Origin of the sequence: Clostridioides sp. ES-S-0001-03, from assembly GCF_020676075.1 — a bacterium.
Taxonomy (GTDB): Bacteria; Bacillota; Clostridia; order Peptostreptococcales; family Peptostreptococcaceae; genus Clostridioides.
On sequence record NZ_JACVWJ010000005.1, the window covers coordinates 182,051 to 195,083 of the forward strand.

General features: G+C 28.2%; 15 protein-coding genes. 4 read left to right on the forward strand and 11 right to left on the reverse strand.

Annotated features, from left to right (window positions below; translation table 11 throughout):
- Positions 1 to 86: 86 nt before the first annotated feature.
- Both IC174_RS11935 and nadE read right to left on the reverse strand, forming a co-directional pair.
- On the reverse strand, positions 87 to 809 hold the full coding sequence (locus tag IC174_RS11935) for a YebC/PmpR family DNA-binding transcriptional regulator (protein ID WP_227433379.1): 723 nt from the start codon (positions 807 to 809) through the stop codon (positions 87 to 89).
- 82 nt (positions 810 to 891) lie between these two features.
- The gene (nadE, locus tag IC174_RS11940) at positions 892 to 1,647 is read right to left on the reverse strand and encodes an NAD(+) synthase (protein WP_227433380.1); all 756 of its coding nucleotides are present in this window, start codon (positions 1,645 to 1,647) and stop codon (positions 892 to 894) included.
- 177 nt (positions 1,648 to 1,824) lie between these two features.
- On the opposite strand from nadE, the gene IC174_RS11945 reads away from it, so the two are divergent.
- Both IC174_RS11945 and IC174_RS11950 read left to right on the forward strand, forming a co-directional pair.
- Positions 1,825 to 2,211, forward strand: a complete 387-nt coding sequence (locus IC174_RS11945; RefSeq protein WP_227433381.1) for a sulfite exporter TauE/SafE family protein — start codon at positions 1,825 to 1,827, stop codon at positions 2,209 to 2,211.
- Positions 2,211 to 2,582, forward strand: coding sequence for a sulfite exporter TauE/SafE family protein (locus tag IC174_RS11950; protein WP_227433382.1), 372 nt, complete (start codon positions 2,211 to 2,213; stop codon positions 2,580 to 2,582). Before IC174_RS11945 ends, IC174_RS11950 begins: the two co-directional genes overlap by 1 nt.
- 118 nt (positions 2,583 to 2,700) lie before the next feature.
- Here IC174_RS11950 and IC174_RS11955 read toward each other — a convergent pair whose 3' ends face one another.
- From IC174_RS11955 to hflX, 4 genes are all read right to left on the reverse strand, one after another.
- Complete coding sequence (locus IC174_RS11955; protein WP_227482980.1) at positions 2,701 to 3,345, reverse strand: YigZ family protein; 645 nt, start codon at positions 3,343 to 3,345, stop codon at positions 2,701 to 2,703.
- Positions 3,346 to 3,634: 289 nt separating this feature from the next.
- Positions 3,635 to 4,078, reverse strand: coding sequence for an NUDIX domain-containing protein (locus IC174_RS11960; protein WP_227433384.1), 444 nt, complete (start codon positions 4,076 to 4,078; stop codon positions 3,635 to 3,637).
- 85 nt (positions 4,079 to 4,163) lie between these two features.
- The gene (locus tag IC174_RS11965; protein ID WP_227433385.1) at positions 4,164 to 4,832 is read right to left on the reverse strand and encodes a HEAT repeat domain-containing protein; all 669 of its coding nucleotides are present in this window, start codon (positions 4,830 to 4,832) and stop codon (positions 4,164 to 4,166) included.
- 7 nt (positions 4,833 to 4,839) lie between these two features.
- Positions 4,840 to 6,123, reverse strand: coding sequence for a GTPase HflX (hflX, locus tag IC174_RS11970; RefSeq protein ID WP_227482981.1), 1,284 nt, complete (start codon positions 6,121 to 6,123; stop codon positions 4,840 to 4,842).
- A gap of 208 nt (positions 6,124 to 6,331) precedes the next feature.
- On the opposite strand from hflX, the gene IC174_RS11975 reads away from it, so the two are divergent.
- On the forward strand, positions 6,332 to 6,592 hold the full coding sequence (locus IC174_RS11975) for a cysteine-rich small domain-containing protein (RefSeq protein ID WP_227433387.1): 261 nt from the start codon (positions 6,332 to 6,334) through the stop codon (positions 6,590 to 6,592).
- A 107-nt stretch (positions 6,593 to 6,699) separates the two neighbouring features.
- Here the strand turns inward: IC174_RS11975 and IC174_RS11980 are convergent, their stop codons facing one another.
- The 4 genes from IC174_RS11980 to IC174_RS11995 form a co-directional block, all read right to left on the reverse strand.
- Positions 6,700 to 7,341, reverse strand: a complete 642-nt coding sequence (locus IC174_RS11980) for a TIGR01906 family membrane protein (protein ID WP_227433388.1) — start codon at positions 7,339 to 7,341, stop codon at positions 6,700 to 6,702.
- Between the two features lie 28 nt (positions 7,342 to 7,369).
- Positions 7,370 to 8,920, reverse strand: coding sequence for an ABC-F family ATP-binding cassette domain-containing protein (locus tag IC174_RS11985; protein ID WP_227482982.1), 1,551 nt, complete (start codon positions 8,918 to 8,920; stop codon positions 7,370 to 7,372).
- A gap of 469 nt (positions 8,921 to 9,389) precedes the next feature.
- On the reverse strand, positions 9,390 to 9,566 hold the full coding sequence (locus tag IC174_RS11990) for a hypothetical protein (RefSeq protein WP_227433390.1): 177 nt from the start codon (positions 9,564 to 9,566) through the stop codon (positions 9,390 to 9,392).
- A 342-nt stretch (positions 9,567 to 9,908) separates the two neighbouring features.
- Positions 9,909 to 10,793 (reverse strand): N-acetylmuramoyl-L-alanine amidase family protein, encoded by an 885-nt coding sequence (locus IC174_RS11995; protein ID WP_227433391.1) that lies wholly within the window; start codon positions 10,791 to 10,793, stop codon positions 9,909 to 9,911.
- Positions 10,794 to 11,020: 227 nt separating this feature from the next.
- Between IC174_RS11995 and IC174_RS12000 the strand changes: the two genes are divergently transcribed.
- Complete coding sequence (locus IC174_RS12000) at positions 11,021 to 12,028, forward strand: SpoIVB peptidase S55 domain-containing protein (protein WP_227482983.1); 1,008 nt, start codon at positions 11,021 to 11,023, stop codon at positions 12,026 to 12,028.
- Between the two features lie 261 nt (positions 12,029 to 12,289).
- Here the strand turns inward: IC174_RS12000 and yunB are convergent, their stop codons facing one another.
- Positions 12,290 to 12,988: a sporulation protein YunB gene (yunB, locus tag IC174_RS12005; RefSeq protein WP_227433393.1), complete on the reverse strand. Its 699-nt coding sequence runs from the start codon at positions 12,986 to 12,988 to the stop codon at positions 12,290 to 12,292.
- Positions 12,989 to 13,033: the final 45 nt, after the last annotated feature.

A 13,033-nucleotide genomic window follows, 5' to 3' on the forward strand; every position in this document is an offset into this window, starting at 1 on the left:
GACATAAAAACACCTCTGAACCATATTAACATATTATTATGCAAACATGGCTCAGAGGTGTATACATTTCTAAGATATTAGAATATTTATTCTTCCATTTCCCAGTTATGATATATATCTTGAACATCATCATCTTCTTCAAGCATATCAACTAATTTATTCATCATTTTTAAATGAGATTCTTCAGTTAGTACAGTTGTAGTTTGAGGTATCATCTTTACATCAGCAGATATAAATTCATACCCTTTTGCTTTTAATTCATCACGAACACTAGAAAAATCTTCTGGTGTAGTTATTATTTCATAACCATCTTCTTCTGTTATAAAATCTTCAGCACCTGCTTCTAATGCAACATCCATTAATTCTTCCTCTGAAACGCCATCTCCTGCACCAACTAATATTTGTCCTTTGTTATCAAACATAAAAGACACACATCCAGTAGTTCCTAGGTTTCCTCCGTTTTTATCAAAGTAATATCTTACATTACCAGCAGTTCTATTTTTATTGTCAGTTAAAGTCTCTACTATAACAGCAACCCCACCAGGTCCATATCCTTCATAAACTATAGTTTCATAGTCTTCTCCAGCACCTGCACCAGCACCTTTAGCAACAGCTCTATCTATATTATCATTTGGCATATTATCTGCCTTAGCTTTTTCTATAGCTGTTTTTAATGCTGCATTATATTCTGGGTCTGCTCCACCTTCTTTAGCTGCAACGGCTATTGCTCTAGCATGTTTAGTAAATATTTTTGCTCTTTGAGCATCTTGTTTACCTTTTCTATTAATTATATTTCCTATACGTCCCATATTTCCACTCCTTAATACGTACAATTAATTATTCTAATTTTTATCACTTGTAAATTTTATCACAAATCTTGAAAATAGTAAATTAGAACTTAGGAGGTTGTGCAGGCGTTTTTCTCTTGTGTTCACTTATTCTATGAAGTCTTTCTATTATCTCTTGGTCTCTTTGAGGAACTTCATCTAATCTACCTTCTAATACAGCATCTATCATATTGTAAGTAGTTCCCATTTCATTTTCATCTGTTTGTCCTTCCCAAAGACCTGCTGAAGGAGCTTTATTTATTAAATCTTCATGAACACCAAGTTCTTTTGCCCATTCGTATACTTCAGCTTTAGTTAAATTTGCAATTGGTAAAATGTCAACTCCACCATCACCAAACTTAGTAAAGTATCCAGTGTGTATTTCTGCAGCATTATCTGTACCAACAACTAAATATCCTAAGTTATTAGCAATTGTGTAAATAGTACTCATTCTTACTCTTGCTCTTAAATTTGCATCTGTCATTTTTAAATATTCTTCTCTATATAAATGTTTCTCTTTTAAATTTCCTACCACCATGTCTAATATAGCACTTTGTGGTTCTATAAGGTCTAAATCAAGATATTCTATATCACATCCTTCTATAACCTTAAGTGCATCTTCTCTATCTTGAGGATTACTTTTTATGCTCATTATAACTCCCATAGAGTTTTCTGGAAAAGCTTTTTTAATTAAATTGGCAACTACTGCTGAATCAATTCCTCCAGATACACCAACAATTAATCCTTTTGCATTTGCCTCATTAACCTTATTTTTAAGCCATTCTACAGTTTTGTCTATTTGTATTTTTATATTCGACATTGTTATCTCCTCTCAATTTACTACTTTGTTTGAATATATTATACCATATATTAATATGTTGTTTTAACATGTTTTTTTTTATTCAAATTTAAGCAAAAATGAAAGATTATATTTAATATTATTTTATATAAATATAATTTGCCTATTTTGGTAAAACTATTTTAGAAGGTGGTTTTTATGAAAAATACTAATAACTTAAGGAAAAAATATTTTGATTTCAATATAAAAAATACGATAATTGGAGTATTTACAGGATTTATAAACGGAGTATTTGGCTCTGGAGGTGGTACTCTTTTAGTCCCAATATTAAATGATATTGTGAAGGTAGAAGAACATAAATCTCATGCAACAGCTCTTTCTATAATCATTTTCTTGACAACAGCAAGTTCTGTTTTATATGTTTCTAAAGGAACTTACGACATTAACTTAACAATAAAAGTTGCGGCAGGAAGTATTGTTGGTGGTATTATAGGGGCTAAATTACTAAATAAAGTTACTGGAAAGTTTCTTAGGATTTCTTTTGGCTTGATTATGATAATTGCAGCATTAAGGATGGTGTTTTAATGTTATTTGCTTTAATTGGATTTTTTGCAGGAATTATTGGAGGAATGGGAATGGGCGGTGGAACTATTCTTATTCCTGCTCTCGTTTTACTTGCTGGTATAGATACTAAAATAGCACAGAGTGTAAACTTACTTTCCTCCATACCTATGACTTTGATAGCATTAGCTATACATATCAAAAATAAAAACGTAATTTTCAAATTAGTTATTCCAATAGCTGTATTTGGAGTGTTAGGAGCTATATTTGGCTCACTATTAGCTAATTATTTATCGTCTGATATATTGAAGAAAATATTTGGAGTGTTTTTACTTTTAGTTGGTTTATTTGAAGTTAAAAAAGGATTCTGTGCAAAGTCTGATAAAAGCCATTAAATTATTTTAATATAAATTAATGGCTTTTATTTTCTATATAACTATTCTATTTTTATGCTTTTATCTTCTATATTGCTACTCTACTTTTTTACTTTTAGCTTAAATTACAGTAAGATTTTTATAGTAAAATTTCTCCATCCTGTTCAGATAAATAAAATTCTTCGCCTAAAACTATCTTTCCTGTTCCACTTGTTATATCAATCATTTTCTCTGATAGTTTTTCCACATCTTCTAACTTTGAATATACTATTATCTCAACATTATCCTCATATATGGTATCTTTTATAAAGTACCCTAAATTCATCAGTTCATTTTGTACCTTTCCAAGTTGAGTATAATCTATCTTAACTTTAACTTCTTGGTACATTACCTTACTAATTATTTTTCCAGCTTCTAAGCCTAATTTAGCACCTTTTGTATAAGCTCTAACCAGACCACCTGCACCTAATTTTATACCACCAAAATATCTAGTGACAACTACTACTACATCTCTCAAGTCCTCTTTTTTTATGACTTCTAATGTTGGTATCCCTGCTGTTCCTTGTGGCTCTCCATCATCACTATACCTTTGTATATTCATATTTTGTCCAACTGTATAAGCCCACACATTATGATTTGCATCTTTGTGTTTTTTCTTTATTTCATTTATAAATTCTACTGCTTCTTCTTCACTTTGTATAGGCTTAGCATATCCAATAAAAACAGATTTTTCAATTGTTATTTCATCTGTTCCAAATTCGTGTAATGTCCTATAATTACTCATTATAACTCCTCCTATTTTTGTCATTTGCTAAAATATATCTTTATTTATAAAAATTACTCCAATTAAAATGTAAATAGAATTTTTAGTATTCATTTAGTTAGCATTATAAGACAATTATATAATAAAATCACAAGATTTTTAATTTTTATTTTTAATATAATTTATTGATACATAAATCAATATAATTTATTAAAATACAAATCAGATAAACTATAAAGTATACATTTCTAAAACTTGGAATTAAAAAAGGAAGGGTCTATCCCTTCCTCAAAACTCTATAAATTCACTACTAGTTTGCTGGAACATCGTCGCCCTCTGAAACTAATTTCTTTAATTCTTTAAACTTTTTATAAGATACTTCAACTAAAGCTTGCTCTTTATGATGTGACAACATTTCTAAAGCATCTTTTATCTTGTAAAATCCACCTTCTTGGAATTCAGGAGCAAGTACACATTCAGTATTACAAGCTTCCATAACATACCACATTATCGCATTGCAAACTTCTTGTTGTCTACTTCTTGAGAAAAATTCATACATAGTATCGCCAGCTACATCTATCATTTTAGCGTCTATGCCAGTTTCTACTTTAACTCTTTCAACAGCACTTTCATATGGAAGTCCTCCTCCAAGTATCTTTCCTTTTGGAAGTGTCCATTCACCTCTATCATTTTTTACAATAAGTACTTTATTAGCATAAAACACTACTCCACCTGCACAACGTCTTACTATCATTTGAAACCCCTCCCATTAATTTATTAATTACCTTGTTAAACTCCATAAATAAATCATTAAGTAAACAAATTGCTTTAATAAAAAATTACTTTTTCAAATTTAATAATGCTTCAATGGCTTCATCATAAGCTCTAAGCACGTACTCTTTTTCAAAATTCTTATTCTTATCTTTTAACTGCTGTAAAATCTTTAAACTGTTTTCATCTCCTAATTTTGAAAGAGCTTTTGCACAATATTGTCTAGTTTGTGCATTTTTATCGTAGAGACCTTTTTGTAAGACTTCTCTACTACTTGGTGACTCAATCTTTCTTATTGCTGAATAAGTTATTCTTCTAATATCTGAGTGTCTGTGGTTTGTGAGCTGATGGAGTAACTTCAAAAATCTATCATCTTTTAGCTCACCTGTTGCCCAAATTAAAACAATCAAATCTTCAGCATTTTTCTCTACAAGGATTCTTTTGAAAACCTTTCTCTTAAAGTATACCATTTTTTCGTCATCTAAGCTATCCATAAAATCAAGTCTCTTAATTTTATCTAATTCTAAAAATTTATCTAAAATGTCCTTAGATGCCTCAAAATCATCTTTTTGCATTTCTTTTATCTTCAACTTTGCTTGTATAAGTTGCTCACTTGCTTCAACATTTGAAATGTTTCTAATTTTACTAATTTGAGATACTGTTTTAGATTCTTTGTAAAGAAGATAGGTTATAAAATAATCTTCAAGATTATCTATATTTTCCCAATTTATATCCATATCAAACCTATTTTTCTAATATGTACTCTCTATAGATATTAAAATCTTCTTCATCTAAATTTACATCTAATGTTACACCATTTTCCCCATACTCAAAATTCTCCACATTGTATTTATCTTTTATTCTACTAAATATATCACCTCTTTCATAAGGTAACATCAAACTTACTGAATAAGTATTTTCCATTAAAGCAATTTCTATCATATTTAATAGTTTATCCATATTTATGCCTTGTTTTGCAGATATATACACAATATCTTCTTGACTCTTAGGATATATATCTAACTCTAGCTTATCTACTTTATTGTATACAAGTATATGTTTTTTATCATTTGCACCAAGTTCTTTTAATACACCTTCAGTTGTACTTTTTTGCAATTCATAACTAGTGTTCGTTGTGTCAATTACGTGTAAAATTAAATCTGCATATTGTACTTCTTCTAGTGTAGCCTTAAATGCCTCTACTAAATCATGGGGAAGTTTACTAACAAATCCAACAGTATCTACTACTAAAAATTCTTTCTTGTTTGGCAAAAGAGCTTTTCTTAAAGTTACATCTAAAGTTGCAAAAAGCATATCTTTTACAAAAACTTCTTTTTCTTGTTCATAATCCTTGTGTGTCTTTATTAATTCGTTTAGTAAGGTCGATTTTCCTGCATTTGTATATCCAACAAGTGCTACAATTGGTATATTTGATTTTAAACGCTTAACTCTTTGTGTCTCTCTATTCTTTTTTACCTCTTTAAGTTCACGTCTTATATCCGCTGCTTTATTAAGTATATGTCTTTTATCTACTTCTAACTTTTGTTCACCAGGTCCTCTCGTTCCAATTCCTGCACCAGTTCTACTCATTTCACCACCCATTCCATAAAGTCGTGGTAATCTGTATTTTAATTGTGCTAATTCGACCTGTAATTTACCTTCTTTACTAAGTGCTCTTTGAGCAAATATATCTAAAATTAAGGTAGTTCTATCTATTACTTTTTTTCCAACAACATTTTCAATATTCCTAATTTGAGCGCCAGATAATTCATCATTAAAAATTACTAAAGTAGCATCTAATGATTCACTATATGCTCTTATTTCCTCTACCTTACCTTTTCCTATATAATAAGCTGCATCAACAGCTTGCTTATTTTGAATTAAGCTACCTACAACCTCTGCTCCAGCAGCCTTCGCTAATTCTTTTAGTTCTTCCATGGATTCGTTAGTGTCTATATCATCACTTTTTTTAACTATTGTTGTCAAATTCAGACCTACAAGAAGTGCTCTTTCTTGAATTTCTTTCACTTAATCACCTCATTTTTTGTTATAAAACATAATCTAATTGTATTAAAAACACTTACATTATTTCTCTGTTGACTAATTATACCATTAATAATATGATTAAGAGTACTATATTATCAACTATTAATAAAAATATTGTATAATTATATTATCACCAAAATCTTATATAGTTATAAAAGATTTCATATTTTATTTAAATTAGGAGGAAAATATGGGCGAAAATTATAAATTTTTTAATCACAAAGATTGTGAGTTTTTCCCTTGTCATAAAACTGATAAACCAGAAGAATTTAACTGTTTATTTTGCTATTGTCCTTTATATGCTTTAGGAGAAAATTGTGGAGGAAACTTTAAGTACACAGAGAAAGGCATTAAAGATTGCAGTAGCTGTATACTACCTCATAAAAAAGATAATTATAATTATATTATGGGAAAATTTCAAGACTTAGTTAAAATTACTTGCAAAAAATAATTTTTTATTAAAAATAGCTATGCATAAATATTTTTTGACTCCTTTTCGTCTAAATAATATTACATAGCTATTTTTATTATATAAGTTTTAATTTATATCGCTCTACCTTATATCTTTCTACTTTTAAATAATTTACATAATTTATACATTGCAAAAATCAACATGCTTACTGCAAAAATCAATATTAAAATCATCATTCCAGCATGAAAGAAAAATTCTTCTGGAAGCATATTTATAACTGGGTCTAAATCAGGATTAAATATCCAATAATCATTTCTAAATAATAATTTATGAAAAATAATAAATGATTTTTCAAAATTCAACAAAATAGGAAGTGCCAACACTACTGGCATTATTATCAATGTCATTGATATAGTTTTTAGTAGTTTTATATTTTTATTTTTTATACTTAATATAATTCCCACCAAAGAAATTATCATTAATAACTTAGCTAATTTATTGATATTTTGAAATATATTTCTCACTTCTTCAAAATGTATTTTCCCTTCTGGAGAAGATTCTAATGTTGGTAACTTAAACTCAGATACATCCTTGCTTAGGTTGTAATCTATTAAGTAATCATAATTTAATTTTATATCATCTTTAGATAAACCAGATAACTCTGATATGTTTAAATAATCAATATCAAAATAATAAAGTTGCTTAAATCCAACAGTAAAATTAATAGCACCTACTATTACAACCACACTTATACACACTGAAAAAATTATATTTAGAAACTTTTTCATGAAATCCCCCCAGTAACAAATTAATTACCTAAACGATTTTAGTAGTGAAATCTTCTATATTCCATACATCATCGACAATTTCTGAATAGAATTCTGGCTCATGGCATACTAAAAGAACTGTACCTTTAAATTCTTTTATAGCTTTCTTTAATTCGTCTTTTGCATCTACATCTAAGTGGTTTGTAGGCTCGTCTAATACTAAGAAGTTTATATTTTTTAGCATAACTTTACAAAGTCTAACCTTGGCAGCTTCGCCTCCACTTAATACTCTCATTTGACTAGTTATATGCTCATTAGTAAGTCCGCATTTTGCAAGGACTTGTCTAACTTCAAAATTCGTAAGACCAGGGAATTCACTCCAGACTTCATCCATAGGTGTATTATTATTTTCTCTTGAACTCTCTTGTTCAAAATATCCAACTTCTAAATAATCTCCCAATCTAACATTTCCACCAAATGGTTTTATTATTCCAAGTAATGTTTTTAATAATGTAGATTTACCAATACCATTCATACCTTTTAAAGCAACCTTCTTTCCTCTTTCTAAATGGAAGTTAAGTGGTTTTGTTAACGCTTCATCATAACCTAAAACTAAGTCTTCTGTTTCAAAGATTATCTTGCTTGCTGCTCTGGCATCTTTAAAAGAAAAAGTAGGTTTTATCTTTTCCTTTGGTCTTTCTAGTATTTCCATCTTATCTAGTTGTTTTTGTCTACTATTAGCCATTCCTCTTGTTGCAACTCTAGCTTTATTTCTGGCTACAAAATCTTCTAACCTTTTTCTTTCTTCAACTTGTTTATCATAAGCTTGCTCTTCTTGACGTTTCTTTATATCATTCAGTCTTACAAATTCATCATAATTACCTTTATATCTATTTAACTCGCCATTTTCCATATGATATATTACATTACAAGTATTATTTATAAAGTCAATATCATGTGATACTAGAACAAAACTGTTTTCATATTCCTGAAGATATCTAGTAAGCCATGTTATATGTTCCTCATCTAAATAGTTTGTAGGCTCATCCAGTATAAGAATAGTTGGATTTTCAAGTAAAAGTTTAGTCAGAAGTACTTTTGTTCTTTGACCTCCACTTAAATCAGTTACATCCTTATCAAGACCAATCTCTCCAAGACCAAGACCATTTGCAACTTCTTGTATCTTTGCATCTATCATATAAAAACCACTATTTTCAAGTATAGTTTGTATTTCTGCTGTTTCTTCAAGAAGCTTACTCATCTCATCATCACTAGCTTCTCCCATCTTGTCATACATAGCAATCATTTCTTGCTCTAAATCAAACATATGCTTAAAAGCTTCTCTAAGCACTTCTCTTATACTTTTACCTTTACTTAATACTGTATGTTGGTCTAAGTAACCTACTGTAGCTCTTAAAGACCATTTTATATTTCCAGCATCAGGCATAAGCTTTTTCGTTATTATATTTAAAAAACTCGATTTTCCTTCTCCATTAGCGCCAACTAGTGCAATATGTTCACCTTTTCTAAGTCTAAAGGATACATTTTCTAATATTGTTCTTGCTCCAAATCCGTGGCTTACGTTTTCTACTACTAGCATTCTAACACCTCTCAAAAAAATTTTACACATTCTATACTATAATATATTCTTTTTAAACTTAAATCAAGTATTACCAATATTTTTAGTTATATTTACAATAATTTAACTGAGAATAAACTTTATAGCTGTATTATGTAAAATAAAAATAGATACTTTCATCAATGATAGAACTTCTTTATCGACTAAAAAATACATGCATGCTATAATTTCTTTGTAGCCTGTTTAATCTTTAAATTATAAAATGGTTTCTGATTGATTCTCAAATAAACAAAATTTCTTATGAACATTAATATAAGGTTTTGACACAATGCAAATCATTTGATATTTACAGACACAATTATTAGAATAGAATAAAACCAATTTACGTTTGCTTGCCTTAGGCGATAAGTGGTGCTACAGGTTATTTATCTAAACGGAGGTGAAAAATAGTTATTAAACAGAAAAAATATTTCATTATTATTTATATTATTTATGCATTGCCAATTCCATTTTCTCTAATAACATGGATTGGAACTATCATTTCTGTTGCTGATTTAGGAATGGTAAACTGGAAGATTTTAAGTGAGATTATACAATCTGTGATTGCTTTAATTACTATGCTACTTGCTGGTTTATATCCTATCTCATATATTATTTCATTAATCAAAACTCGTGATAGTAAAAAGTTTTCTTTATTTAGTTTTCTTCCTATAATACACATAATTCTTTTTGTTGTTTTCTTCTTTTTTTGGTCTTTTCTTAATAAAGTATATCAGCTTTAAATTCTTCCTAAATATTATCTAACTTTACAAAACTATATAGTTAGGGTTTATTATGAAAATATAGTCATATATGTAAATGTCTATTTTTCCATTTAATGTAGGTTTGTAGTCTCTTATACAAACAGGTATGTAGCCTTGTAATTTGCTTTTTCACTATTATTTGAATAAAAAATAGAGATAAAAATTAGGAAAATAGTACCATCCCAATTTTTTTCTCTATTTATGTTTTATTTAAAATATTCATCTAATCCATCTGCTACACATTGCATCATTTTTCTTTGATATTCTGGATTTGACATCATTTGGTCTTCATTATAGTTGCTCATAAATCCCATCTCTACTAATACAGCTGGCACTTTTGACCAGTTAAATCCAGTCAAATCTCCTCTTTGAACAATTCCATTTATCTGTATCCCAGCTTGTTCCATGTTTGTTTTGATGAATTCTGCACATCTATTACTATCTTCATATATAGGAGCTGTATATTTTCCATCCTTCTCAGGAACTAATATAGATGCACCAGTCTTTGAAGAATTATTTAAACTATCTGCATGTATTCTTACAACCATATCTGCTTTTTTCTCATTAGCAAGTATTGCTCTTTCTGAGTTACTTATATTTACATCATGTGTTTCTCTAGTCATTATTACATTGTAACCTTTAGACTCTAATATATTTTTTAAAACTACAGATGCTTCAAGATTTAAAACATACTCTGCTTTCTTTGTAGCTATACCTTCTGTTCCTGAAGATACTCTTGCTTTTTGAGATGAAGAACCTGGAGCTACTGGTTCTAAATTACTATCCCCTTTTCCTTGATGCCCTGGGTCTATACAAATTAAAAACTTTTTATTTTTTTGAGTTTCTGTTTTATTATCTGATTTATTATCCTCTGACTTATTATCATTTTTGCTTTTTGAATTTGATTTATTTTCATCTTTATCTTTATCTTTTATATTTTTATTTTCATCTTTATCTGTTTTTTCATTTTTAGTAGTGCCTGAATTAATTAAATTTGTTGTCTTGTAAAAATTGGTAACTGGATTTGATGTACCTATAATTATAATTCCCATGGCAATTATACAAGTAACTAACAATCTATATTTTTTCATCTTTTGCTCCTTTCAATGATAGACAGCTATTATCTATTTTAAATTTATATGAATATGTATCTATTTTATCATATACCTTGTTTATTTTATTTATTTTTATGAAAACTAAGGAGTTATTGTGCCAGTTTTCCAAGCATCAAAAACTGATTCTTGAGCAACATAATATTGAAGCAGCAAGAAAATTTCAATTTTATTATTAAAATATTTTAATAAGAAAGAGGTGTTCTATGCAATTTAAAAATTTTTATTTTAAAGATAAATCTTTAAGTAAAAGAAACAACTTAGCTAAGTCAAAATTTACAATTGTTTTAACATTTTTATTTTTATTATATTTTTTCTCAAATAATTTAATTTATGCACAAAATTTACAAAAAAGTGAACCTCAATATTTAATACCTATAGGAAATGTTCTTCAAATTGATGCAGAACTAAAAAATATCATCGTTAGAAGTCCTGGTGAAGCATCTCCATTTAGATTAGGTGATGCTATAATCAAAGTAAATAATATAGAAGTTGATGGATATAGTGATTTTGCTAATACACTAAATGCTTTACCAGAAGAAAAACCAGTGTCTATTTTATTAAATAGAGGTGGTCAACTTTTAACAATGAAAACAACTAAACACATATTAGAAAAAATTAGTTTTAATAACTTACTTTCTGGATTTGCTACTTTAACTTATATCAATCCAGAAACCTCAGAATTTGGTGCTGTAGGTCACCCAATAAGTGTTGGTAATTCAAGAAAAATACCTATAAAATCAGGTTCAATTTCTACAACTAAGCACCTCGACATAGAAAAATCCTATCGAGGTAGTGTGGGATGTATAAATGCAAAAAGAGAAAATATTATTGGTAGTTTTACAGAAAACACTGATTTTGGAATAAGAGGTCAAATTAATAACTTTGATATTTCTAGCTTAAAAAAATATAAGGTAGCTTCACTAAATGAAGTTAAACTGGGAAAAGCTCAAATAATTTTACAAAACAACTCTAATGAATGTAAAAAATATAATATTGAAATTATAGATATAGAAAGCCAAAACCATCCTGAGAGTAAAAGTTTTAAAATTAAAATCACTGACAAAAACCTTTTAGCTCAAACTGGTGGTATTGTACAAGGTATGAGTGGTACTCCAATAGTACAAGATGATAAAATAATAGGAGCAGTTTCTCATGCCATTGAAAATGACCCAGCTGTAGGTTATGGTGTATTTATTAAATGGATGCTTTAGATAATAAATTATATAAGTAATTTGTAACTCTTAAATCATCATTAAATAAATGTTTATAATATATTTGGTCTGAAGACATATTTCTTCACTCTACAGACCAAATATATTAAATATTTTACATACTTTAAAACATAAATTTTTATTACAATTATATTAATTTTTATTACAACTATATTGATTCTTATTTATTACTTATTATTGACATAATTTTTATTTATAAACTATTATTTTAAATTTATTAAAAAATAAATATCATTAATATTATTTGTTAGCATTTTTTCCAGTGTTAGGTAAAACATTGCCAAGGTTCTTTTCAGGTATATTTACATAACTTTCTGGAACATCACCTACTATTATAGTCTCACAGATAGGTATCTGAGCTTTAATTTGTTTTGTTGAAGTTATAAGTGGGATTACTACTTTCACTTGAGTTTGAGCTTCTAAATATATCCTATGTCTTGTTTGATTTATGCCTGAAGACTCAAATTCCGTTTTAAAGTTTACTGATACTGTTCCTATAGGTTCAATAGATACTTCAAGTTTAGGACCGTATTTAGCTAATATAGGACTTCCTAATGCTGTTCCTATAGGTATGTAAGAATCTGCTGTTTTACCTTTTTTTAATTCATCTTGTATTTCTAAAGCTATTGCAGATGCAATTTCATTCATCATAATAGTATTTGCTTGTATCATAGTTATTTTTCCGTTATTATCAAGCTGTATATCCATTAAATCTTCATAATTTATTTTCCCTTCTACCATTTCAGCAACAGCTTTATTTATAGACCTGTTTGCCAATTCAAGAGCTTTTGTTTCTGCTAAAACTGTAATTGTTGGTCTTAAACTTTTATCTATATATATGAAACTGCCTATAAATACAGACAAGAAAAGAATTAACAAGAAAATAGCTACAATTTTTCTAAATTCATTTTTCTTTTTTCTATCTACTATCCTATTCAAATTTATCCCCTCCTATTTATTTATATGTAACTTTGGCATAATTTT